Source organism: Aeromonas sp. 600276 (assembly GCF_049175815.1).
In the GTDB taxonomy this organism is placed as follows: domain Bacteria; phylum Pseudomonadota; class Gammaproteobacteria; order Enterobacterales; family Aeromonadaceae; genus Aeromonas; species Aeromonas dhakensis.
On the sequence record NZ_JAAKVU010000014.1, the window covers coordinates 1 to 23,855 of the forward strand.

A 23,855-nucleotide genomic window follows, 5' to 3' on the forward strand; every position below is an offset into this window, starting at 1 on the left:
CAGAAGTGAAACGCTGTAGCGCCGATGGTAGTGTGGCATTCGCCATGCGAGAGTAGGACACTGCCAGGCACCCAATTTTAGATTACGCGGTGAGCGTGGTCTTTACCGGTTAGTGTGCTGATATGGCTCAGTCGGTAGAGCGCATCCTTGGTAAGGATGAGGTCCCCAGTTCGATTCTGGGTATCAGCACCATTTTCAAGTAGTACAGCTTTTGCCTGACGGCAATAGCGCCGTGGAACCACCTGATCCCATGCCGAACTCAGAAGTGAAACGCGGTAGCGTCGATGGTAGTGTGGCATTCGCCATGCGAGAGTAGAACACTGTCAGGCACCCATTTAGAAGAGGCCTCCCATTCGGGAGGCCTTTTTGCATTGGAAATTTGCCGTTATGATGGGTTTCTTTTAGTAAAAATGCTGGGATGTCAGCACGTTGCCCGTTAATCTTGGTCTGGTGTTGTCGCGCGTCATTGCCAGAGGAGTATACATGGCCACGTTGAAGGAAATTGCACAGGAGGCGGGGGTATCCCAGGCTACCGTGTCGCGGGTGCTCAATGAAGATCCGACGCTGAGCGTCAAGGAAGAGACCAAGCAGAAGATCTTCGAGATCGCCGAGCGGCTGGAGTACAAGACCAGCGGTGCCCGCAAGGGGGTTCACAAGAGCAAGCTGCACTTCCTGGCGGTCTATGCCTACCCGCAGAGCACCGAGGTCAACGATCCCTACTATCTGGCCATCCGCTACGGCATCGAGACCCAGTGCGCCCGCCTCAACATCGAACTGACCCACTTCTACAACGGTGCCGAGGGGCGCGATCTCTCCGCCGTCGACGGTATCCTGGTCATCGGCCATCTGCCCGCAGAGCGTCTCGCCGCGCTTCACTCCCTCTCTGCCCAGCTGGTGTTCGTGGATTGCCGCTCTCAAGGTGACTTTGACTCGATTGACGTGGATCTGGCGCTGATCAGCCAGCAGGTCGTGGATTTTTTCATGGCCCAGGGACACCAGCGCATCGGCTATATCGGCGGTCAGGATGATGGCCCGGATCTGCGCGAACTGGCCTTCCTCGACTACGGTCAACGCCTTGGTGTGGTGCAGGAGAGCGACCTCTATCGTGGGGATTTCTCCAGCGCCTCCGGTTACAAGTTGGCCAAAGAGATGCTGGCCGGGGATTGGCCCAAGGCACTGTTTGTGGCCTCCGACTCCATCGCCATCGGCGTGCTGCGTGCCATCCACGAGAAGGGGCTGGCGATTCCGCAGCAGATCGAGCTTATCAGCGTCAACGATATCCCGACCGCCAAGTTCACCTTTCCGCCCCTCTCCACGGTGCGGATCCACTCCGAGTTGATGGGCTCCCAGGGGGTCAATCTGCTGGTTGAACGGCTGCGTGACGAGCGGGACATTCCGCTGCGGGTGCTGGTACCGAGCAAATTGACTCTGCGCGGTACTACACGATAGTTTTAGTAAAATGCCTCTGTTTTTAGTCGCGCCACCTTGCGGTGGTGCGACATCTCTCCCAAGTAAACCGCTTTCCCATATCTTCTAATAAACTCATATCATATTGTTTTATAGTTAATTTAATTACATCATGGCCTGCTGTTATCAACATCCATGCCACTCATCTATACCTTGCCCTCCTTTGTCTCCCGCTTCTGATCTCGCTCACAAAACCATCCACTCACTGTGATCAGGTTAAAACTTTACCGATCTAAAACTGATATTTAGTAAATGTTTATCTAGAGTTTACCCAGTTAACGTTGCCTTGTTCCGGGAGGACATGTGAATAACTGGGAAAACGTCCAATTCGTTGGTGAAAACAGGCTGGCCCCGCGCGCCTACTTCTTCTCTTATGCCGACCACGGGCTGGCGGCCACCATGCAGCGTGAGCTGAGCCGCCGTTTTCTGAGCCTGAGCGGCCAGTGGCAGTTCCACTACTTCGACCACCCCCTGCAGGTGCCGGAGGCCTTCTATCACAGCCCCATGGACGAGTGGGGCCAGATCACCGTGCCCAACATGTGGCAGATGGAAGGGCATGGTCAGCTGCAGTACACCGACGAGGGTTTTCCCTTCCCCATCGATGTGCCCTTCGTGCCGACCAACAACCCCACCGGCGCCTATCAGCGCAGCTTCGTGCTGAGCCCGGCCTGGGACGGCGAGCAGGTGATCATCAAGTTTGACGGGGTGGAGACCTACTTCGAGGTCTATGTAAACGGCCACTACGTCGGCTTCAGCAAGGGGAGCCGCCTCGCCGCCGAATTCGACATCAGCGCCTATGCCAAAACCGGCGAGAACCTGCTGTCGGTGCGAGTGATGCAGTGGGCGGACTCCACTTACATCGAAGATCAGGACATGTGGTGGATGGCGGGTATCTTCCGCGACGTCTACCTGGTGGGCAAACCGGCGGTCCATGTGCAGGACTTCTTCATTCAGACCGCGCTGGCTGACGACAACCAGAGCGCCACCCTGAGCTGTGATATCCAGCTCGAAAACCTGGGCGAGTCGGCCCGAGATCACCGTCTGGTCTGGTCGCTACTGGATCAGGGCTGCGAGATCGCCAGCGGCTCGCTCGATCATCTCGCCATCGACGGCAAGTGTGATTGCCGCTTCACGCTGGATCTGGCCAACCCCCATCTGTGGAGTGCCGAAGATCCTTACCTCTATCAGCTGCAACTCTCCCTCTACAACGCTCAGGGCGAGCTGCTGGAGGTGATCCCGCAGCGGGTCGGGGTGCGTGAAATCACCGTCAAGAATGGCCTCTTCCATGTCAACGGTCACTACCTCAAGCTGCACGGGGTGAACCGTCACGACAACGACCACCTCAAGAGCCGCGCGGTCGGTATGGACCGTGTTGAACGCGATATCGTGCTGATGAAGCAGCACAACCTCAACTCGGTGCGTACCGCCCACTACCCGAACGACCCGCGCTTCTATGAGCTGTGCGACCAGTACGGTCTGTTCGTGATGGCGGAGACCGACGTGGAGACCCACGGCTTTGCCAACGTCGGCGATCTCAGCCGCATCACCGACGACCCCTTCTGGGAGCCGGTGTTCGTAGACAGGATCGAGCGCCACGTGCACGCCCAGAAGAACCACCCCTCCATAATCATCTGGTCGCTCGGCAACGAATCCGGCTACGGCTGCAACATCAGAGCCATGTACCAGCGCTGCAAGGCGATCGACCCGACCCGGCTGGTGCACTACGAAGAGGATCGCGATGCCGAGGTGGTGGACGTGGTGAGCACCATGTACTCACGCGTCTCCCAGATGAACTGCTTCGGCGAGTTCCCGATGGATAAGCCGCGCATCCTCTGCGAATACGCCCATGCCATGGGCAACGGCCCGGGTGGCCTCGGCGAATACCAGCAGGTGTTCGACCGCCATCCCCACATTCAGGGCCACTACATCTGGGAGTGGTGCGATCACGGCATTCTGGATCAGGACGAGCAGGGCCGCCCGGTCTACAAATACGGCGGCGACTATGGCGACTACCCCAACAACTACAACTTCTGCATGGATGGCCTCATCTATCCGGATCAGACCCCGGGGCCTGGCCTGCGTGAATACAAGCAGGTGATCTGCCCGGTCAAGGTGCGGGCGCTGGATCTGGCGAGCGGCAAGCTGGAAGTGGAAAACCGTTACTGGTTCTCCACTCTCGACGACATCCGTCTGCTGGTCGAGGTGAAGGCTGAGGGTGAACTGCTGGCCAGCCAGCAGATCCGGCTGGAAGGGGTTGCACCCGGTGCCATTACAGAGCTGCAACTCGAACTGCCATCCCTCGATGGGCGGGAAACCTTCGTCCAGCTGCGAGTCATCAAGGCCACTGCCACCCGCTACAGCGCGGCGGAGCACGAGCTGGGCCAGTACCAGTTCCGGCTCAAAGAGTCGACTCGTCAGCTGCGACCCTTTGCCAACCCCAACGCGACCCCGTTGCATATCGCCGATGAGCGCCTCGCGCTGACCTTGAGCGGCAGCGGCTTTGCCCTGCGCTTCTCGCGCCTCGACGGCAAGCTGGTGAGCTGGCAGCAGGATGGCAATGAGCTCATCGAGCGCTCGCCGCGCCTCACCTTCTTCAAGCCGATGATCGACAACCACAAGCAGGAGTACGAGAGCCTGTGGCACCCGAACCACCTGCAGATCATGCAGGAGCACTTCCGCACCTTGAACTGGCGTCAGCTGGGCGAGGCGGTCGAGGTGACGGTGGAGAGCCTGATTGCGCCGCCAGTGTTCGACTTCGGCATGCGCTGCCGCTACGTCTACACCCTGAGTCCGAGCGGTCAGCTGCACGTGGCGCTGTCCGGTCAGCCCTACGGCGGTTATGACGACATCATCCCCAAGATCGGCTTCGAGCTGGGCATTCGTCAGGATCTCGACCGGGTGCACTACCTTGGCATGGGGCCGGGTGAAAACTATCAGGACAGCCGCCAGAGCAACTGGATCGACAGCTTCCAGAGCACAGTGGGCGAGATGTGGGAGCACTACCCCTTCCCGCAGGACAACGGCAACCGCCAGCAGGTGCGCTGGGCGACCCTGACCAACCGTCACGGCGCCGGTCTCTACGTGCGGCCCGATGCCCCCATCAACCTGAGCGTCTGGCCCTACAGCTGGGAGCATATCCACGCGGCGCAGCACATCAACGAGCTGGAGCCCTGCGGTTATCTCACCCTCAATCTGGATCACAAGGTGCTGGGGCTGGGTTCCAACTCCTGGGGATCCGAGGTGCTGGACTCCTGGCGGGTGCGCTTCGAGCCGTTCAGCTTCGGCCTGACCCTGCTGCCCATCACCCGTGGCAACCTCAATCCGGCTGCGCTGGCCGGGCTCGATCTCACCATCAACGGCGGGAGGAACCTCGCATGATCACCCTGGACAACCTGACCCTGTTCAAAAACATCTACCGGGAGGGCAAGAAGTGGGGCCGCTGCGTGGAGGCCATCGACAACCTGGCCAACCTCAAGCCCGGTATCTGCCACTCCATCGGTGACTCCCTCACCTATCGCTTGCAGGAGGGGGCCAGCCCGGCCACCTCCCTGTTCGAGGGGCAGCGCCGCTACTTCGACGTTCACTACTACCTGGAAGGGGCAGAGACGGTGGAGTGGGCTGCCAAGTCGGATCTGCGGGTCGAACAGGCTTACGACGACACCACAGACCGCGAGTGGCTGGCTGGCGAGGTGCGTGAGCGCCAGCAGGTGGGCAACGGCCAGGTGGTGATCTTCGAGAACGACGAGGCTTACCGATTCGTCGGCGACAGCCCGGTGCGCAAGGTGATCATCAAGGTCACCATCGAAGGCGGCTACTTCAAAAACAAATAACAAGCCGCTGGTTCTGCACTGACAAAGCCGGAAGGGCGGGGCTCACCCTACACATCATGCCCCGCCTTTTCGCGAGATAACTACAGGTCTGGAGATGCACCATGTCTGATTCCAAACGCAATACGATCGGCAAGTTTGGTCTGCTGTCGCTTACCTTCGCGGCGGTATTCAGCTTCAACAACGTCATCAACAACAACATCGAGATCGGTCTGGCCTCGGCCCCGATGTTCTTTCTGGCCACCATTTTTTACTTCATTCCGTTTTGCCTGATCATTGCGGAGTTCGTATCACTGAACAAAAACTCCGAAGCGGGGGTGTATGCCTGGGTAAAGAGTTCCCTCGGCGGTCGCTGGGCCTTTATCTCCGCCTACACCTACTGGTTTGTGAACCTGTTCTTCTTCACCTCACTGTTGCCGCGGGTTATCGCCTACGCCTCCTATGCCTTCCTCGGCTACGAGTACATTCTCACCCCGGTGGCGACCACGGCCTTGAGCATGGTGCTGTTTGCCTTTGCCACTTATGTCTCCACCAACGGTGCCAAGATGCTCGGTCCCATCACCTCGGTGACCTCGTCCCTGATGCTGCTGCTGACCCTCTCCTACATTCTGCTGGCGGGTGCGGCACTGGTGGGCGGCGTGCAGCCGGCCGACCCCATCACGGTCGAAGCCATGGTTCCCGATTTCAGCTGGGCTTTCCTGGGTATTACCACCTGGATCTTTATGGCGGCTGGTGGCGCCGAGTCGGTGGCGGTCTACGTCAATGACGTGAAAGGGGGCTCCAAATCCTTCGTCAAGGTGATCATCGTCGCCGGGATCTTTATCGGCGTGCTCTACTCCATCGCATCGCTGTTGATCAACGTGTTCGTCCACAGCGACACCCTGAAATACACCGGCGGCTCGGTGCAGGTGTTCGAGGGGCTGGCGGCCTACTTCGGCCTGCCGGAGATCCTGATGAACCGCTTCGTCGGGCTGGTCTCCTTCACCGCCATGTTCGGCTCCCTGCTGATGTGGACCGCGACCCCGGTGAAGATCTTCTTCTCCGAGATCCCGGCCGGAATCTTCGGCAAGAAAACCGTCGAGCTGAACGAGAATGGCGTGCCCGCTCGCGCAGCCTGGATCCAGTACCTCATAGTGCTGCCGCTGATGGTGATCCCGACTCTGGGCTCCAACACCGCTCAGGATCTGATGAACACTGTCATCAACATGACCGCTGCGGCTTCCATGCTGCCGCCGCTGTTCATCATGCTGGCCTACCTGAATCTGCGGCTGAAGCTCGATCACCTGCCGCGGGAGTTCAAGATGGGCTCGCGCACTACCGGCATCGCCGTGGTATCGGTGTTGATCGCCATCTTCTCGGTGGGCTTCCTCGCCTCCACCTTCCCGACCGGCGCCGACATCATGACCATCGTCTTCTACAACGTCGGCGGGATCGTGATTTTCCTCGGCTTTGCCTGGTGGAAATACAACCGCTACGAGGCCTCCCTCAGTGCCGAGGCGCGCGCGAAAGAGGCCCAGCCGGCGGTGCAGGTCGCCATGCAGGCGCCATAGGCACTGCATTGAATCCCAATCAGACCGGGTGGCCGTTGGCCACCCGCAAACCGTTGAACCAGAAAAGGAAAAGAGCATGAGCGAGACGATCGAGTTTGCCGAATTCAAGCGGGTCGAGATGAAGGTGGGCAAGGTGCTGGAGGTGGTGCGTCACCCCAGGGCCGACAAACTCTACATCGTCCAGATAGACGTGGGTGGCGAGCGGCCGCTGCAGACCGTCACCAGTCTGGTGCCCCACTACCGCGAAGAGGAGCTGATGGGCAGCGAGGTGGTGGTGCTGACCAACCTCAAGCCCACCCGAATGCGCGGTGAGCGTTCCGAGTGCATGTTGCTGTGCGCCGAGACCCAAGACGAGAGCCAGAGCGTGCTGCTGCAGCCGCGGGTGCCGATGGCGCCGGGCACCCCGATCGTCTGACTGAGATTGCGAGCCGGTGCGGGAGACTGCACCTGTTCACCAACGAGGCCACCAAGTGGCCCGATCATAACAAGAGAGTAAAGCGCGGGGCCGACAGACCCTTGCCGAACATATCACAGAGTCACAGCGTTACCCGCAGGGAGCGCGAGTCCACTGGAGGACACCATGTCTGAATCCGTACGCGGCACCATAGGCAAGTTTGCCCTGTTGTCGATGACCTTTGCCGCCGTGTTCAACGTGCGCAATATCGTCAACAACAACATAGAGCTGGGGCTCAGTTCCGCCCCTATCTTTCTGCTGGCGACCCTCGTCTACTTCATCCCGTTCGTCTTCATCATCGCCGAGTTCGTTTCGGCCAACAAAAACTCCGAGTCGGGCATGTACGACTGGCTGAAAAAGCCCCTCGGCACCCGGATGGCCTATCTGGGCTCGTTTCTCTACTGGTTCGTGAACCTGTTCTGGTTCGTCTCATTGCTGCCCAACGTCATCGCCTACGCCTCCTACGCCATGCTGGGCTATGAGTACAGCTTCTCGCCCATGGTCACCTCGGTCATCTCCATCGTGCTGTTTGCGGCGGCGACCCATATCTCCACCAAGGGGGCGAGCTGGCTCGGCAAGATTGCCGAAATCGTGGCCTACGGGGTGTTTGCCCTGTTCGCCATCTATGTAGTGGGCGCCCTGATGGCCCTGAGTGGCGATCATGTGCCGGCCCAGCCCATCACGCTGGAGGCGATGACTCCCACCGTCAACTGGGCGACGCTCGGCATTATGTGCTGGATCTTCCAGGCGGCGGGCGGTGCCGAGACGGCGGCGGCCTACCTCAATGACGTGAAGGGGGGTCAGAAATCCTTTATCAAGGTGATCATCAGTGCCGGTATCGTCATCGGTGCCATGTATGCGGTCGGTTCCCTGCTGGTGAACGTGTTCGTACCGCGCGAGAGCCTCACCTATGCCGGCGGCATGGTGGAGATCTTCACCGGCATGGCCCAGTACTTCGGGCTCTCCGAGGCGCTGGTGGGCCGCTTCGTCGGCGTGGTGCTGTTCATCGCCATGTTCGGCTCCATGATGATGTGGACCTCGGCGCCGGTGAAGATCCACTTCTCCGAGATCCCCCAGGGGGTCTACGGCGAGAAGACCACCCAGCTCAACGAGCACGGGGTGCCGGTACGCGCCGCCTGGTGGCAGTTTGCCTTCGTGTTCGTGATGCTGGTGGTCAACGGGTTCGGTTCCGAGTCGGTGCAGCAGATGATGAACACCGCCATCAACCTCACCGCCGGCACTGCCATGCTGCCGCCGATCTTCATCATGGTGGCCTACTTCGTGTTCCGCTGGAAACATGATGACACCCCGCGCGAGTTCCGCATGGGGTCGCGCACCTTCGGGATGGGCGTGGTGTCGGTGCTGATCGCCATCTTCGTGGTGAGCATGAGTGCCTCCGCCTTCCCGGCCGGGGTCGATCTGGTGCGCGCCTTCTTCATCAACGTCTTCATGACGGCGGTCTTCTCGGCGCTGGCCTATTGGTGGATCTCCCGCTTCGAGAAGCGGCAGGCCCGCAAGCAGGCAACCGGTACAGCTAGCGGCAAGCTGGCCAAACAGAGCTGAAGTACAAGGCTGGCCGGCTCCGGTGGCCAGCCGGGTTTGTTTAATTTCCGGCAGATAAAGGGGGGGCGCTCAACTTTGCGCCTCCCGCTTATCGGGGTAAGCTGGGGATCTGTTTCAACAGGAGCTGTGCCACAGCTCCTGTTGTGTTTCCTGTCGTCCCCGATCACCGGCCCCGCACGGGGACGGGATCTGCTTTCACCGGAGACCGCTCGTGCGTCTGGATCCCTTTACCTCTGTACTGATCGTGGTGGTCGCGCTGGCCTCCTTCTTCCCTTGCGAGGGGCAGGTGGCCGTCTGGTTCGGTCTGTTGACCAAGCTGGCGGTGGCGCTGCTGTTCTTCATGCATGGTGCCAAGCTGTCGCGCCAGAACCTGCTGGCGGGCCTCGGCCACTGGCGGTTGCACCTGGTGGTGATGGCCAGCACCTTCGTGCTGTTTCCGCTGCTGGGGCTGCTGCTCACGCCGCTGGTGCCCCACTGGCTGAGCCCGGCCATCTACCTCGGTTTCCTCTACCTCTGTGCCCTGCCTGCCACTGTGCAGTCGGCCATCGCCTTCACCTCCATGGCTGGCGGCAATGTGTCGGCGGCGGTGTGCAGCGCCTCGGCCTCCAGCATCCTCGGCATCTTCCTCTCGCCGGTGCTGGTGGGGCTGATGATCAATGTACAGGGGGAGGGGGTCGACACCTGGCACTCCATTCAGGCCATCATGGTGCAGCTGATGCTGCCGTTCGTGGTGGGCCATCTGTCGCGCCCGCTCATCGGTCGCTGGGTCGATAGCCATCGTCCGCTCATTGGCAAGCTGGATCAAAGCTCCATCCTGCTGGTGGTCTATGTGGCCTTCAGCGAGGCGGTGGTGCAGGGGATTTGGCACCAGGTCGGTTGGTACGATCTGGCCAGTATCGTGCTGCTGAGCTGTGTGTTGCTGGCACTGGTGCTTGGCTGGAACGTCTGGATCAGCCGTCGCCTCGGCTTCAACAGGGCGGACGAGATCACCATCGTCTTCTGCGGCTCCAAGAAGAGCCTGGCCAACGGTGTGCCAATGGCCAACGTCATGTTCCCGGCCGCCAGCGTCGGCGTCATGGTGCTGCCGCTGATGATCTTCCACCAGATCCAGCTGATGGTGTGCGCCGTGCTGGCTCGTCGCTACCGCGAGCAGGAGGCCGTGCCCCAGGTGCAGCAGGGGTAAGACGCCCGGATAAAAAAGAGGGAGGCCAGTGGGCCTCCCTCTTTCGTTTGCCGCCTCGTCAGCGTTTGCGCCAGACGGTGAGCTGGGCCACCGTGTGCTGGTACTTGCGGGCTGTCTCGCGGATGACGAAGGGGACGTCCCTTGGGGGCATGTGCTCCTCGAACTCTTCCGCCAGCAGCCGCTGAAGCGCCTGATAGGTGCCGAGGGCCTCGCCGTTCTCTCGCACCCCGCCGAGCCAGTTCGCCTTGGGGGTGTAGTCGGTCAGCCAGGTGTAGGGGCTGGTGAGCACCAGCAGGCCACCGCTGCGAAGGCGCGGCGCAATGTCCCGCAGGAAGCGGGCGGGCTCCCGCAGCCGGTCAATGAGGTTGGAGGCGAGCACCAGGTCATAGTCGCCGTATTTGGGCTTGAGGTTGCAGGCATCCCCCTGGCTGAAGTGGACCCGCTCGCTCTGCTGGCGGCCGAGCTCATGGCGGGAGAGCCGCGCCTCGCAATACTCCACCAGCTCCCCTTCCACCGGCACCGCGTAGCGGAAGCTGTCCTGGCTGGCGAGCGCCAGCGCCACGTCGATGAAGCGGGCCGAGTAGTCGACCCCGTCCACGTGGGCGAAGTGGTGCGCCAGTTCGAAGCTGGCGCGGCCGGTGGCGCAGCCGATGTCGAGCGCCCGCTCATGGCGGCTGCACAGCTCGCTGGCGAGGCCGGCCAGGGTCTGGGCGTAGTTGGCGACCCCGAAGTGGGTCGGCCCGTACTGGAAGTCGAGATACTGAGCGACCAGGGTGTCGGTTTCATAGGGGTTGACGATGACGGGTTCCTGATGGCGGGAGACCAGGTAGCGGAAGCCCGCGTGCTGGAAGAAGTGGCGACGGAAGGCGTAGCGGGAGGACTTGAGTGCCTCGTTGCCGGTGCTGATCCAGCTGCCCCCCTTGATCAGGGTGTGCTTGCCGTCGAAGGTGGGGGTGGAGAAGTCGTCGTAGAGGGGGTGCACCTTGAACCCCTCGAAGCCGTCGATGGCGGTGCTGGTCCACTGCCAGACGTTGCCCACCAGATCGAAGAAGCTGCCCTGCGGGCAGGCATCCACCGGACAAGACGACGCGAAGCGGGCCAGGTTGATGTTGCCGGGCGCCTCGATCCAGTCTGGCTGGTCACCAGCCAGCTGTTCGCGCAGCAGCATCCACTCCGCCTCGCTTGGCAACTGGACGGGCAGACCGGTCTGGGCCGCCTGCCAGCGACAGAAGGCGGCGGCCTCCAGCTGGTTCACCTCCGCCGGCCAGTCCCAGGGCATAGGGACCTGCTCGGTCATCAGCCGCAGTTGCAGTTGCTCGGGTTCGAGGGGGTCGCCGACCCAGAAGGTGGGCATCCGCGCCCCGGCATACTGGCGCCAGCCCCAGCCTTCATCATCCCACCAGGCGCGGGTCTCGTAGCCGCCCGCCTGCACGAAGTCGAAAAATTCTGCGTTGCTCACCAGCATGCGGCTGGCCTGGAAGGGGGCCAGTTCGATATGGCGCTCGCCGTATTCGTTGTCCCAGCCGTAGGTGGCGTCCTGTTTGCAGAGCCGCACCCGGCCGCCGGCCACCGGCAGCAGGCTGTTGGCGGGTACCTCGTCACGGCGATGGCGCGCCTCGGGGCAGACCGGCCACTGGGGTTGGCTGCGCACCCAGGCCAGCGGCAGCTGGCGGATCAGTACGCTGGAGGTCTCGAGGTGGATACGCTCGTGCTCTATCCCCATCAAGATGACCCAGGCCGGGCTCTGCCAATGGATGGGCAGCTCGATCGGCATCCGCTCGATGAAATCACACACCAGGGCGCGCACCCGGCCACGATAGTCGCGCAGCTCGCTGACGGAGGGCCAGTCGTAGTGGGTCTCGTCCAGATCGTCCCAGCTCATCTCATCCACCCCGATGGCGACCATGGCCTCGATGCGGGCGTCGAGTCGCCCCTCGATGAGGCGGGCCGCCAGCAGCTTGTTGATGAAGAAGGCGGCGGTGTGGCCGTAGTAGAAGATGAGCGGGTGGCGCAGGGGGATCGCCTTGTCAAACCAGGCGCGCTCGTCGGCCAGGCAGTCGAACAGCGAGTCGTAGAGATCGAAGGTCTGGCAGAAGTAGGCGAGCAGCTCGCGGCGTTTTTGTTCGGGATCGCTGCCAGTCAGCAGCGGGGTTCGGGTCGGTTCCGGCAGGCCGGTGGCGGTGGAATAGAGAAGAGTGGCTTGGGTCACGCTCTGACTCCTTGTTGGCAGTGAAGACTGACAAGACAGTGGTAATGGCATTACCGCAATGGAGAGCTTTGTACGCACAAGGTACCACTATTGGCTCAACAGACCGGCTCGGCAACCAAAAACTTCCACGGCTTGTCAGCATAGCGACCCCGCGAACGGCTCGCCAGCCAACCCTCCGCCTGCCCGTTCGGGGATGGTCAGATTCGCCAGTTTATGGTCTGAATGACTCTCTGTTTGCTGTGGTTATGTAGCGTAAAAATGGATATTTTCTTGTAAATCATACAGTTGATTAACTGGCACAGGCTTTGCGATGGATGCACGACAAGGGGCCACGACTGGCCAATACACAATGAGGAGAGTGGCGATGAAATGGATGATGGGCGTGGTGCTGGCGGTCGGGCTCAGCGGGTGCAGCTGGCTGGATGATACCCGGGTGAGCGGGGCGGGGGCCGTGATCGAGCAGCAGCACGGGATGGGCCGGCAGGTGACCCGGGTGCTGGCCGGGGTGCCTGCCAGTGTCCATCTGGTGGCCGGCGAGCCGCGCGGGGTACACATCCGTGGGCAGGAGAACCTGCTGCCCTACCTGGTGCTGAGCGAGCGGGGCGACAAGCTGGAGATTGAGGTGAAGGACGGCTACCGGCTCGACTCGACTGAGCCGCTGGAGATCACCATCACCCTACCCGCACTCCATGAGCTGGCATTGGCAGGGGTTGCCAACGGCGAGCTGCGCGGCTTCAAGGGGGAGGCGCTGGTGCTGTCGGTGGCTGGGGTCGGTGACATAGTCGCCGACGGGCTCGAACTGGATCGGCTGGAGGGCAACATCGCGGGAGCGGGCAGCCTGGATCTGGGGAACAGCACGGCCAGGGCCGTCGAGCTCAACATCGCCGGCTCGGGGGATGTACTGGGGGCCGAGCTCAAGGGTCGCGAGGTGGAGGTCAATATCGCCGGTAGCGGCGACGTGGAGGTTAGGGTCCAGGATCGGCTCAAGGTGGGCATTGCCGGCTCGGGCTCGGTCAGCTACTGGGGTGATCCCGTGCTGCAGAGCGAGATCGCCGGCTCCGGCGAGGTGAGCCGGCAGGGCAGCTGAATGGTCTTGTCCACCGACAAGAAGAAAACAGGCCCGTGACGGGCCTGTTTCGATCAGAGGTGGCGGGCGTGAAAGCGCAGGTGCGCCTCGATGAAGCTCGCCACGAAGTAGTAGCTGTGATCGTACCCGGGGTGGCGGTTGAGCTCCAGCGGCCACTCCTTGCTGGCGGCCACATCGGCCAGGGCGTCGATGTGCAGCTGTTCGGCCAGGAAGGGATCGTCCAGGCCCACGTCCACCAGGGTCGGCAGTGGTTTGACCGACTCATTGCGCAGCAGCTGGCAGGCGTCCCACTCCTGCCACAGCAGGGGGTTGTTGCCGAGGTAGGCACCGAGCGCCTTCTGGCCCCAGGGGCAGCGGCTAGGGTGGCTGATGGGGCTGAAGGCCGACACCGAGCGGTAGCGACCCGGCTCGCGCAGGGCGGCGATGAGCGCCCCGTGGCCCCCCATGGAGTGGCCGCTGATGGCGCGCTTCGTCGAGACCGGGAAGTGGGTCTCGATGAGCTCGGGCAGCTCGCGGGTGACGTAGTCGTACATCTGGTAGTGATCGCGCCAGGGGTGCTGGGTGGCGTTGACGTAGAAGCCGGCGCCCATGCCGAGATCGTAACCGGGATCGTCCGCCACCTCTTCGCCGCGCGGGCTGGTGTCCGGCGCCACCAGGGCGATGCCGAGCTCGGCGGCGATGCGCTGGGCGCCCGCCTTCTGCATGAAGTTTTCATCGGTGCAGGTGAGGCCGGAGAGCCAGTAGAGCACAGGTACCTTCTGGCCGGTGAGGGCCTGGGGCGGCAGATAGATGGCGAAGCGCATCTCGCAACCCAGCACCTCGGAGGCGTGGCTGTAGCGCTTGTGCCAGCCATCGAAGCTCTTGTTGCTGCTGATTATGTCCAGATTCATCGGGGGAACTCCTGCACCCCGCCCACGGTGGCGGGCGGGGTGATCATGCTCAGTAGTGGATGACGGTGCGGATGCTCTTGCCTTCGTGCATCAGATCGAACGCCTCGTTGATCTGCTCAAGCCCCATGGTGTGGGTGATGAAGTCGTCCAGCTTGAACTCGCCCTGCATGTAGCGCTGCACGTAGCTCGGCAGTTCGCTGCGACCGCGCACGCCGCCGAAGGCGCTGCCGCGCCAGACCCGGCCGGTGACCAGCTGGAACGGACGGGTGCTGATCTCCTGGCCGGCACCGGCCACACCGATGATGACCGACTCGCCCCAACCCTTGTGGCAGCACTCCAGCGCAGCTCGCATCACCTTGACGTTGCCGATGCACTCGAACGAGAAGTCGACGCCGCCATCGGTGAGCTCGACGATCACCTCCTGGATGGGTTTGTCGTAGTCGTTCGGGTTGATGCAGTCGGTGGCACCCAGCTTGCGGGCCAGCTCGAACTTGCTTTCGTTGATGTCGATGGCGATGATGCGGCCGGCCTTGGCCAGGCGAGCCCCGATCACGGCGGAGAGGCCGATGCCGCCCAGCCCGAAGATGGCGACGCTCTCACCCTCTTTCACCTTGGCGGTGTTCATCACGGCGCCGATGCCGGTGGTGACGCCGCAGCCGAGCAGACAGACCTCTTCCAGCGGGGCGGCCGGGTCCACCTTGGCGATGGAGATCTCGGGCAGTACCGTGTACTCGCTGAAGGTGGAGGTGCCCATGTAGTGATAGATGGGCTGGCCATCCTTGGAGAAGCGGGTGGTGCCGTCCGGCATCAGCCCCTTGCCCTGGGTCGCGCGGATCTTCTGGCACAGGTTGGTCTTGCCGGATTTGCAGAATTTGCACTCGCCACACTCGGGGGTGTAGAGCGGGATCACGTGATCGCCCACCTTGACGCTGGTGACGCCCTCGCCGACGGATTCGACGATGCCGCCCCCCTCGTGACCGAGGATGCAGGGGAAGACCCCTTCCGGATCTTCACCGGAGAGGGTGAAGGCATCGGTGTGGCAGACGCCGGTGGCGACGATGCGGACCCGCACTTCGCCCGCCTGGGGTGGCATGACCTCGATCTCTTCGATGGAGAGGGGCTGGCCCGGGCCCCAGGCGATGGCGGCCTTACACTTGATGCTTTGAACCTGTGCCATGACGGATGTCCTTATTGTTGAACAGGGTGAGGAGAATGGGTTCGGACATCCAGTGTAGTTTCCCGCTTATTTGGTGATAATAAGGCGAAATCTGAAATCACTTTTACAGACAGGTAATAATGTTCGGCTGGGAAGGGATCTGTGAGTTTGTCAGCGTGGCGGAGCAGGGGGGCTTTACCCCGGCGGCGCGCAAGCTGGGGGTGTCGGTGGCTCAGGTCAGCCGGCAGGTGGCGCAGCTGGAGGATCGGCTGCAGGCCAAGCTGCTGCTGCGCACCACCCGCCAGGTGCGGCTCACCGAGCTCGGCGAGATCTATTATCGTCACTGTCGCCAGCTGCTGGACAACCTCTACGAGGCGGAGCTGGCGGTGGGGCGCCATCAGGCGGTGCCGCAGGGCACCCTGCGCATCACGGCCCCGGTCTCCTACGGCGAGAGCCGTATCGCCCCGCTGGTGAACGACTTCATGGTGCGCTTTCCCCAGCTGGAGGTGACCCTCAACCTGACCAACCAGCTGCTGGATCTGGTGCACGAGGGCTACGATCTGGCGCTGCGGCTCGGTCACCTCAAGGACTCCAGCCTGGTGGCGCGCAAGCTGGCGCAACGGGTGCCCTATGTGTGCGCCTCGCCCGCCTACACCGCCCGCCACGGCATGCCCAACAGCCTCTCCGAGCTCACCCGCCACACCTGCCTGGTGGGCAACAGCGACGAGTGGCACTTCACCCTGGATGGCCGCCCCCACAGCGTGCGGGTGCACGGACTGCTGCACTGCAACAGCGGCCACGCCCTGCTGGATGCGGCGCTCAAGGGGATCGGCATCATCCAGCTGCCGGACTACTACGTGAGCGACCATCTGGCCAGCGGCGAGCTTATCGAGCTGCTGCCCGAGCTGCGGGCGCCGGCGGAGGGGATCTGGGCCCTCTATCCCCACAACCGCCATCTCTCCCCCAAGGTGCGGCTGCTGGTGGACTATCTGGCGGAGCGGCTGAGCGATCCCCACCAACCCGCCCTGGTGCGTCCCGTCGGCTGAGCTCAGCTCAATAAAAAAGGCCCGCTTGTGCGGGCCTTTTGCATGGCATGAAGGGCGGGGCTATTCCCGCTCCTTGACGTAGGGGGTGCCGAGCGCCTTGGGTGCCACCGCCTTGCCGATGAAGCCGGCCAGCAGGAACACGGTCAGGATGTAGGGCAGCGCCTCGATGGCCTGCACCGGGATCGGGAAACCGCCGATGCTGACCCCTTGCAGCCGGATGGCGACCGCATCGAGGAAGCCGAACAGCAGGCAAGCAGCCATGGCATTCCAGGGGCGCCACTTGCCGAACACCAGTGCCGCCAGCGCCATAAAGCCCTTGCCCGCACTCATGTTGGGGATGAACTGGGCCGTCTGGGCCACCGCCAGATAGGTGCCACCGATACCGGCCAGCAGGCCGCCGATGATGAGCGCGGTGTAGCGCATCCGCACCACCGAGATACCGGCGGTATCGACCGCAGCCGGCGCCTCGCCCACCGCCCGCAGGCGCAGACCGAAGCGGGTACGGAACATCACCCACCAGGCCAGCGGCACGCAGGCGAACGCCACGTACTCCAGCAGGGAGTGGCCGCTCAAGAGCTCGCTGTAGAGCTGACCAATCACCGGCACATCGTAGAGCTCCTTGGCATAGGGGAAGTCGATGGGAGCAAAGCGGGCATCGCCGGAGAGCGCCGGCGTCTGGCCACCCTGATCGAACCAGTAACGGCCCAGCGTCACGGTCAGACCGGCCGCCAGAATGTTGATGGCCATCCCGCTCACCACCTGATCACCGCGGTGGGTGATGGTGGCAAAGCCGTGCATCAGGGCAAACAGCACCGAGATGGCCACCCCGGCACCCAGTCCCACCCAGGCAGAACCGGAGACCGCAGCCGCCGCACCACTGGCGAACGCCGCCGCCAGCAGTTTGCCTTCCAGCGCAATGTTGACCACCCCGGAGCGCTCGCAGAACATGCCGGCCATGGCGGCCAGAATGAGGGGCGGCGCGGTACGGATGGTGGCATCCAGCATCAGGATCAGAATTTCAAACATGATCAGGCCCCCTTGACTTGCGCAGAGCGGTTGGCAAACGCCAGATAGAGCTGCTCGATGCGCGGACGCATCATGTGCTCCAGCGCGCCACAGAACAGGATCACCAGACCCTGCAACACCACGACGATGTTGCGGTCGACCCCGAACTCGAAGCTGAGCTCGGCACCCCCCTGATAGAGGAAACCGAACAGCAGGCTGGCGATGATGACGCCGACCGGGTGGTTGCGCCCCATCAGCGCCACCGCGATACCGGTGAAGCCGAACCCTTCCACGAAGTTGAGCTTGATCTGGTGCAGCTCACCCTGCAGCACGTTGAGGGCGAAGAAGCCCGACAGCATGCCGGAGATGACCATGGCCAGGATCACCACCTTGGGATAGGAGATACCGGCGTAGGCGGAGGCACTCTGGCTGGCGCCGACCGAGCGGATCTCGTAGCCCCAGCGGGTGTGCCAGATAAAGACCCACACCAGCGCCGCACAGATCAGCGCCCAGAAGAAGCTGATATTGAGCGGGCTGTTCGGCATCTCGACGCCAAACAGGCTCGCCAGCCCGGTCATCTTGGGCAGCCAGCTCGCTTCGGCAAACACCCGGCTCTCGGTCGCCATCGAACCGGGCGGCTTGAACACCTCCACCAGCAGATAGGCCATCAGCGAGGCGGCGATGAAGTTGAACATGATGGTGGTGATAACGATGTGGCTGCCGCGCTTGGCTTGCAGCCAGGCCGGAATAAAGGCCCAGGCCGCACCGAACAGACCACCGGCAACGATGGAGAGCGGCAACAGCAGGGAAAACGGCAGCACATCGCCGAGGGTCAGACAGACCAGACCGACCCCCAGACCACCGATATAGGCTTGACCTTCACCGCCGATGTTGAACAGACCGGCGTGGAAGGCGACCGCTACCGACAGACCGGTGAAGATAAAGCCGGTTGCGTAGTAGAGGGTGAAGCCAAACCCTTCACCGGTGCCGAACGCGCCGTACCACATAATCTTGGCGGCATCGACCGGGTTGATCTCGAGGTAGTAGAACAGGATGGCCGACACCAGGAAGGCCAGCAGGATGTTGACCGCAGACACGACGCCCACGGAGACCCAGGCAGGAATACGTACTTGGCTCATCAGTGGGCCTCCTTGGCAACTTCATCCGGCACTATGTTGGCCATCATCAGGCCGATAGTGCGCTCGTCCGCTTTGGCGGCATCCAGCTCGCCGACGATGCGACCGTCGGCAATAACCAGAATGCGGTCAGAGAGACTCATGATCTCGTCCAGCTCCACCGAGACCAGCAGCACCGCCTTGCCCTTGTCGCGCATGGCGATGATCTGCTGGTGGATATACTCGATGGCGCCGATGTCGACCCCGCGGGTCGGCTGGCCGATCAACAGCACATCCGGGTCCTGCTCCACTTCACGGGCGATCACCAGCTTCTGCTGGTTGCCACCGGAGAAGTTGGCGGTCTTGTGGTCGGGATGGGGCGGGCGCACGTCCCACTTCTCCATCTTGGCCTGGCAATCCTGCAGGATCGCCTCCTTGTTTTGCAGCCACCCCTTGTTGTATTGCGGACGGCGGTGATAACCGAGGATAAAGGCCTCTTTCGCCTCGAAGCGGTTGATGAGACCCATCTTGTGGCGATCTTCCGGCACATGGCCGAGGCCGAAGTTGCGTACCATTTCGGGATCGGCTGCCTGCTCGGCGCTCACCTTGTGCACGCCGCTGCGGCTGCTGATGGTAAAGCCGCCCTTGCTCGGCTTGATGATGCCGCCAAGCAGGCTGAGCAGATCGGACTGGCCGTTGCCGGAGACCCCGGCGATGCCGACCACTTCACCGGCGCGCACCTCGAAGCTGACCGACTTGACCCGCTCCACCTTGCTGGCGTCGAAGTAGCTGAGCCCCTCGACCTTCAGCTTGGCTTCGCCCGGCTGGGTCGGCCCCTTGTCGACCTTGAGGCGCACCTTGCGGCCCACCATCAGTTCGGCCAGCTGCTCCTTGTCGGTATCCTTGGTGGCAACGTGCGCCACCATCTCGCCGCGGCGCATGATGGAGACCTGATCCGTGATGGCCAGGATCTCGCGCAGCTTGTGAGTGATGAGGATGATGGTCGCCCCCTGATCCCGCAGCTTCTCCAGCACCTTGAACAGGTGATCCGCCTCTTGCGGGGTGAGAACCCCGGTCGGCTCGTCGAGGATCAGGATGCGGGCGCCGCGATAGAGCGCCTTGAGAATTTCGACCCGCTGTTGCAGGCCCACCGGCAGATCTTCCACCTTCTCGTGCAGCGGCACCTCGAGACCATAGTCCCGCGCCAGCTCGCCGAGCAGCTTCTCTGCCGACGCCACGCTCTGCTGAAGGTGCCAGCCATTTTCAGCGCCGAGGATGACGTTTTCCAAAACCGTAAAGTTGTTCACCAGCATGAAGTGCTGGTGCACCATGCCCACGCCTGCGGCAATCGCATCTTGTGAACCGTGGGGTTTGAAAGGATTCCCGTCGATGAACATCTCGCCTTTATCGGCATGGTAGAAGCCGTAAATGATGCTCATCAGGGTGGATTTACCGGCGCCGTTTTCGCCAACGATGCCGTGAATACTGCCTTTCCGAACCTTAAGGTCGATCAGCTTGTTGGCGTACACTTCGCCGAACCGCTTATCGATACCTCTTAATTCGATGGCATAGCGATCTGTCTGGTCCATGATGCAGCCCTGCGTTTCATGAAATAAGACTGTAAAAACCGGCCCGTGCGGGCCGGTCGGTGCGTTGAGAGTCGTAGCAGCAACTATCTAATTAGTATTTGCAGGTATTGTCGCTCATGTAGTCATGAACCTTGACCTTGCCTGAAATAATTTCGGCCTTGATGGCATCCACCTTGGCTTTCATCTCCGGGGTGATCAGCTTCTCGTTGTCCTTGTCGAGCGCCCAATCCACACCGCCTTCGGCCAGACCCAGGTTCTTGATACCCGGTTTCCACTGGCCTTTGGCCGCGTCATCCCAGGTTTGGTAGGCAGCCAGACCCACAGACTTGACCATGGAGGTCAGCATGGTGCCCGGTTGCAGGTGGTTCTGGTTGGAGTCTACGCCGATGGCAAACTTGCCGCTGTCCTTGGCTGCCTGATAGACACCGATACCGGTACCGCCGGCTGCGGCGTAAACCACGTCAGCGCCTTTGGCGAACTGGGACTTGGCCAGCTCGGCACCTTTGGCCGGGTCAGCAAACGCGGCCGGGGTGGAGCCTGCCATGTTCTGGAACACTTCGATCTTCGGATTGACGTACTTGGCACCCTGCTCGTAGCCGCACTCGAACTTGCGGATCAGCGGGATGTCCATGCCGCCCACGAAACCGACCTTGCCGGTTTTGGAGGCGATGGCAGCCAGTGCGCCCACCAGGAAGGAACCTTCATGCTCCTTGAAGATGACGGACTGGACGTTCGGCTTGTCGACCACCATGTCGATGATGGTGAACTGGGTTTTCGGGAATTCGGTCGCAACCTTCTCTACCGCAGAACCCATGTTGAAGCCGACCGCCACGATCGGGCCGTTGCCACGGCTGGCCAGACGACGCAGACCCTGCTCGCGCTGGGCTTCGTTCTGGGGCTCAAACTCTTTGACCTTTACCCCTTTGTCCTTGTTGTAAAGCTCGACGCCGTTACGGAACACGGCTTCGTTGAATGATTTGTCGTACTTGCCCGCGGTGTCATAGATCACGGCCGGCTCGGAAGCAGCCTGAGCAGAGAGAGCAGCGAGAGTGAGGGAGGCCACAGTGGCCAGTTTGAGCACTTTAGTCACGATCGTATCCTTGATTGTTATGTGAGGGTCCACAACCTGCCGGGGCAGGCCATAAAGCACGCCGGCTAACTGTAAGTGAGCCGTGGTACGGGTCAAGGAGATCATAAAGGAAAAACGTTTGCGTTAACGGTTTGAAATATAAGCAAATGACTTTATAAGTTGTTGTTTTGATGCCTGTTTTTAGATTTAAATTCTGTGAGTAATTGGCTCCAAATGACATTTCTGTTTGTATTCATGAGGTTATAAGCAAGCGTTTTCCTTAAGTCGGCCAAAAAGTGGCTTCCAATGGTGCCAGCTGATGGATTTTTCTCGGTTGGAACGCCTCGGCCGGGGTGACAAGAAACCGGGCCGTGGTGATCACCCCTACGCCGATTTGGTCTGTGGCGCCGCAGGTCGTATAATCCCCGCCTGTATAAATAAACAGGAGTGGTGATGGACGTTTCAACCCTGCTCGACGGGCTCAATGACAAGCAAAGAGACGCGGTGGCGGCCCCCCGTTGCAACCTGCTGGTACTGGCCGGTGCCGGTTCGGGCAAGACCCGGGTGCTGGTGCACCGTATCGCCTGGCTGATGCAGGTGGAACGCTGTTCACCCTTCTCCATCATCGCGGTGACCTTTACCAACAAGGCGGCAGCCGAGATGCGCGGCCGGGTCGAGAAGGTGATCGGTGACGGCGTGCGCGGCATGTGGATCGGCACCTTCCACGGCATCGCCCACCGCTTGCTGCGGGCCCACCATCTGGATGCGGGGCTGCCGCAGGATTTCCAGATCCTCGACTCCGACGACCAGTACCGTCTCATTCGCCGGGTGCTCAAGGCGCTCAACCTCGACGAGAAGCACTGGGCCCCGCGCGCCGTGATGGGCTACATCAACGGCAAGAAGGACGAGGGGCTGCGCCCCGGCGACATCGACCTCTACGGCGACCCCGTCACCCGCACTTATCAGCAGATCTACAAGACCTATCAGGAGACCTGCGATCGCTCCGGGCTGGTGGATTTTGCCGAGCTGCTGCTGCGCGCCCACGAGCTGTGGCTGAACAAGCCCCACATCCTCGAGCACTACCGCGACCGCTTCCAGAACATCCTGGTGGACGAATTCCAGGATACCAACGGCATCCAGTACGCCTGGCTGCGGATGCTGGCCGGCGACACCGGCAAGGTGATGATCGTCGGTGACGATGACCAGTCCATCTACGGCTGGCGTGGCGCCAAGATCGAGAACATCCAGCGCTTCCTGACCGACTATGAGGGGGCGCAGACCATCCGCCTCGAGCAGAACTACCGCTCCACCGCCAATATCCTGAAAGCGGCAAACAGCGTGATCGCCAACAACGCCGAGCGCCTTGGCAAGGAGCTGTGGACCGAAGGGGCCGAGGGCGAGCCGATCTCGCTCTACGCCGCCTTCAACGAGGTGGACGAGGCCCGCTTCGTGGTCGGCCGCCTCAAGGACTGGAAAGAGAAAGGTGGCCTCTTGGCCGACTGCGCCATCCTCTATCGCTCCAACGCCCAGTCACGGGTGCTGGAAGAGGCGCTGATGCAGGACGCCATGCCGTACCGCATCTACGGCGGCCTGCGCTTCTTCGAGCGCCAGGAGATCAAGGACGCCATGGCCTACCTGCGCCTTATCAACAACAGAGGCGACGACGCCAGCTTCGAGCGGGTGGTCAACACCCCGACCCGCGGCATCGGCGATCGCACCCTCGAAATCCTGCGCAACAATGCTCGTGATCAGGGCCAGAACCTGTGGCAATCGGCCAAGGCACTGCTCAATGACAAGGTGCTGACCGGCCGCGCCGGCAATGCGGTGCGCGGCTTTGTGGAGCTGATCGACGCGCTGGAGGAGCAGGTCTCCCTGCTGCCGCTGCATCAGCAGGCGGATATCGCCATCCAGCACTCCGGCCTCAAGGCGATGTATCTGGCGGAAAAAGGCGAGAAATCCCAGGCGCGGGTAGAGAACCTGGACGAACTGGTCACCGCCTGCCGCCAGTACCAGCGCCCGGACGAGCTGGAGGACATGAGCGATCTCTCCGCCTTCCTCGCCCACGCGGCGCTGGAATCCGGCGAGAATCAGGCGGACGAATATGCCGATGCGGTGCAGCTGATGACCCTGCACAGCGCCAAGGGCTTGGAGTTCCCGCTGGTGCTGCTGGTCGGGGTGGAAGAGGGCATGTTCCCCAGCCAGCAATCCACCGAGGAGTCGGGCCGCCTGGAGGAGGAGCGGCGCCTCTGTTACGTGGGCATGACCCGCGCCATGGAGAAGCTCTACATCTGTTATGCCGAGAGCCGCCGCATCTACGGCCGCGAGATGTTCCACAAGCCGAGCCGCTTTATCCGCGAAATGCCCGCCGAGTGTCTGGAAGAGATCCGGCTGCGCACCCAGGTCAGCCGCCCCACCCAGTACGGCCGCTTTAGCCAGAACGAGGTGCAGCAGAGCTTTGACGCCAGCGGCATCAAGCTCGGCCAGCGGGTGCTCCATCCGAAATTCGGGGAAGGCATAGTGCTCAACTTCGAAGGGGTCGGCCAGCAGAGCCGGGTGCAGATCCAGTTCGACGACGTCGGCGCCAAGTGGCTGGTGACGGCGTATGCCAGATTGGAAGCGCTTTGATTATGTTATTTATATGCCAA

At 61.9% G+C, this 23,855-nt stretch carries 17 protein-coding genes, 1 tRNA gene and 1 rRNA gene; 12 read left to right on the plus strand and 7 right to left on the minus strand.

Annotated features, from left to right (window positions below; all coding sequences use genetic code 11):
• The first annotated feature begins 116 nt into the window (after positions 1 to 116).
• The 9 genes from G5134_RS14355 (at position 117) to G5134_RS14395 (ending at position 10,044) form a co-directional block, all read left to right on the plus strand.
• Positions 117 to 192 (plus strand) — tRNA-Thr (locus G5134_RS14355).
• A gap of 22 nt (positions 193 to 214) precedes the next feature.
• Positions 215 to 329: ribosomal RNA gene (gene rrf, locus G5134_RS14360) — 5S ribosomal RNA — on the plus strand.
• Positions 330 to 483: 154 nt separating this feature from the next.
• Positions 484 to 1,449 (plus strand): transcriptional regulator EbgR, encoded by a 966-nt coding sequence (ebgR, locus tag G5134_RS14365; protein WP_017783352.1) that lies wholly within the window; start codon positions 484 to 486, stop codon positions 1,447 to 1,449.
• A 321-nt stretch (positions 1,450 to 1,770) separates the two neighbouring features.
• The gene (gene ebgA, locus G5134_RS14370; RefSeq protein WP_065017194.1) at positions 1,771 to 4,845 is read left to right on the plus strand and encodes a beta-galactosidase subunit alpha; all 3,075 of its coding nucleotides are present in this window, start codon (positions 1,771 to 1,773) and stop codon (positions 4,843 to 4,845) included.
• Positions 4,842 to 5,297, plus strand: a complete 456-nt coding sequence (locus G5134_RS14375; protein WP_024943041.1) for a beta-galactosidase subunit beta — start codon at positions 4,842 to 4,844, stop codon at positions 5,295 to 5,297. Before ebgA ends, G5134_RS14375 begins: the two co-directional genes overlap by 4 nt.
• A 101-nt stretch (positions 5,298 to 5,398) precedes the next feature.
• On the plus strand, positions 5,399 to 6,844 hold the full coding sequence (locus G5134_RS14380) for an amino acid permease (RefSeq protein WP_065017195.1): 1,446 nt from the start codon (positions 5,399 to 5,401) through the stop codon (positions 6,842 to 6,844).
• A 76-nt stretch (positions 6,845 to 6,920) separates the two neighbouring features.
• Positions 6,921 to 7,259, plus strand: coding sequence for a tRNA-binding protein (locus G5134_RS14385; protein WP_065017196.1), 339 nt, complete (start codon positions 6,921 to 6,923; stop codon positions 7,257 to 7,259).
• Positions 7,260 to 7,424: 165 nt separating this feature from the next.
• Positions 7,425 to 8,861: an amino acid permease gene (locus G5134_RS14390; RefSeq protein ID WP_421232067.1), complete on the plus strand. Its 1,437-nt coding sequence runs from the start codon at positions 7,425 to 7,427 to the stop codon at positions 8,859 to 8,861.
• A 211-nt stretch (positions 8,862 to 9,072) separates the two neighbouring features.
• Positions 9,073 to 10,044, plus strand: a complete 972-nt coding sequence (locus G5134_RS14395; RefSeq protein WP_208200805.1) for a bile acid:sodium symporter family protein — start codon at positions 9,073 to 9,075, stop codon at positions 10,042 to 10,044.
• Positions 10,045 to 10,102: 58 nt separating this feature from the next.
• On the opposite strand, the gene ovoA is transcribed toward G5134_RS14395, so the two are convergent.
• Positions 10,103 to 12,253, minus strand: a complete 2,151-nt coding sequence (gene ovoA / locus G5134_RS14400; RefSeq protein ID WP_421232068.1) for a 5-histidylcysteine sulfoxide synthase — start codon at positions 12,251 to 12,253, stop codon at positions 10,103 to 10,105.
• A gap of 364 nt (positions 12,254 to 12,617) precedes the next feature.
• Here ovoA and G5134_RS14405 point away from each other — a divergent pair, with 364 nt between their 5' ends.
• A complete protein-coding gene (locus G5134_RS14405) occupies positions 12,618 to 13,340 on the plus strand; it encodes a head GIN domain-containing protein (RefSeq protein ID WP_421232069.1) in 723 nt (240 codons plus the stop codon).
• A gap of 53 nt (positions 13,341 to 13,393) precedes the next feature.
• Here G5134_RS14405 and fghA read toward each other — a convergent pair whose 3' ends face one another.
• On the minus strand, positions 13,394 to 14,230 hold the full coding sequence (gene fghA / locus G5134_RS14410; protein WP_094698481.1) for an S-formylglutathione hydrolase: 837 nt from the start codon (positions 14,228 to 14,230) through the stop codon (positions 13,394 to 13,396).
• A 49-nt stretch (positions 14,231 to 14,279) separates the two neighbouring features.
• A complete protein-coding gene (locus G5134_RS14415; protein ID WP_017778648.1) occupies positions 14,280 to 15,407 on the minus strand; it encodes an S-(hydroxymethyl)glutathione dehydrogenase/class III alcohol dehydrogenase in 1,128 nt (375 codons plus the stop codon).
• Between the two features lie 119 nt (positions 15,408 to 15,526).
• Between G5134_RS14415 and G5134_RS14420 the strand changes: the two genes are divergently transcribed.
• Positions 15,527 to 16,432 carry a LysR substrate-binding domain-containing protein gene (locus G5134_RS14420; RefSeq protein WP_065017201.1) on the plus strand — a complete coding sequence of 302 codons (906 nt, stop codon included), beginning with the start codon at positions 15,527 to 15,529 and terminating at the stop codon, positions 16,430 to 16,432.
• A 60-nt stretch (positions 16,433 to 16,492) separates the two neighbouring features.
• On the opposite strand, the gene G5134_RS14425 is transcribed toward G5134_RS14420, so the two are convergent.
• The 4 genes from G5134_RS14425 to G5134_RS14440 form a co-directional block, all read right to left on the minus strand.
• Positions 16,493 to 17,458: an ABC transporter permease gene (locus G5134_RS14425; protein ID WP_065017202.1), complete on the minus strand. Its 966-nt coding sequence runs from the start codon at positions 17,456 to 17,458 to the stop codon at positions 16,493 to 16,495.
• A 2-nt stretch (positions 17,459 to 17,460) separates the two neighbouring features.
• Positions 17,461 to 18,576, minus strand: a complete 1,116-nt coding sequence (locus tag G5134_RS14430; RefSeq protein WP_041209784.1) for an ABC transporter permease — start codon at positions 18,574 to 18,576, stop codon at positions 17,461 to 17,463.
• Positions 18,576 to 20,141 (minus strand): ABC transporter ATP-binding protein, encoded by a 1,566-nt coding sequence (locus tag G5134_RS14435; RefSeq protein WP_065017203.1) that lies wholly within the window; start codon positions 20,139 to 20,141, stop codon positions 18,576 to 18,578. Before G5134_RS14435 ends, G5134_RS14430 begins: the two co-directional genes overlap by 1 nt.
• Positions 20,142 to 20,232: 91 nt before the next feature.
• Complete coding sequence (locus G5134_RS14440; protein WP_033115676.1) at positions 20,233 to 21,231, minus strand: BMP family lipoprotein; 999 nt, start codon at positions 21,229 to 21,231, stop codon at positions 20,233 to 20,235.
• A 432-nt stretch (positions 21,232 to 21,663) separates the two neighbouring features.
• Between G5134_RS14440 and uvrD the strand changes: the two genes are divergently transcribed.
• Positions 21,664 to 23,835, plus strand: a complete 2,172-nt coding sequence (uvrD, locus tag G5134_RS14445) for a DNA helicase II (protein ID WP_042050290.1) — start codon at positions 21,664 to 21,666, stop codon at positions 23,833 to 23,835.
• Positions 23,836 to 23,855 lie beyond the last annotated feature (20 nt).

Bases quoted from the DNA above. Each gene is read 5' to 3' on its own strand.
- ebgR (WP_017783352.1), top strand. From the start codon at position 484: ATGGCCACGTTGAAGGAAATTGCACAGGAGGCGGGGGTATCCCAGGCT.
- G5134_RS14375 (WP_024943041.1), top strand. From the start codon at position 4,842: ATGATCACCCTGGACAACCTGACCCTGTTCAAAAACATCTACCGGGAG.
- G5134_RS14380 (WP_065017195.1), top strand. From the start codon at position 5,399: ATGTCTGATTCCAAACGCAATACGATCGGCAAGTTTGGTCTGCTGTCG.
- G5134_RS14385 (WP_065017196.1), top strand. From the start codon at position 6,921: ATGAGCGAGACGATCGAGTTTGCCGAATTCAAGCGGGTCGAGATGAAG.
- G5134_RS14390 (WP_421232067.1), top strand. From the start codon at position 7,425: ATGTCTGAATCCGTACGCGGCACCATAGGCAAGTTTGCCCTGTTGTCG.
- G5134_RS14405 (WP_421232069.1), top strand. From the start codon at position 12,618: ATGAAATGGATGATGGGCGTGGTGCTGGCGGTCGGGCTCAGCGGGTGC.
- fghA (WP_094698481.1), bottom strand. From the start codon at position 14,230: ATGAATCTGGACATAATCAGCAGCAACAAGAGCTTCGATGGCTGGCAC.
- G5134_RS14415 (WP_017778648.1), bottom strand. From the start codon at position 15,407: ATGGCACAGGTTCAAAGCATCAAGTGTAAGGCCGCCATCGCCTGGGGC.
- G5134_RS14420 (WP_065017201.1), top strand. From the start codon at position 15,527: ATGTTCGGCTGGGAAGGGATCTGTGAGTTTGTCAGCGTGGCGGAGCAG.
- G5134_RS14425 (WP_065017202.1), bottom strand. From the start codon at position 17,458: ATGTTTGAAATTCTGATCCTGATGCTGGATGCCACCATCCGTACCGCG.
- G5134_RS14430 (WP_041209784.1), bottom strand. From the start codon at position 18,576: ATGAGCCAAGTACGTATTCCTGCCTGGGTCTCCGTGGGCGTCGTGTCT.
- G5134_RS14435 (WP_065017203.1), bottom strand. From the start codon at position 20,141: ATGGACCAGACAGATCGCTATGCCATCGAATTAAGAGGTATCGATAAG.
- uvrD (WP_042050290.1), top strand. From the start codon at position 21,664: ATGGACGTTTCAACCCTGCTCGACGGGCTCAATGACAAGCAAAGAGAC.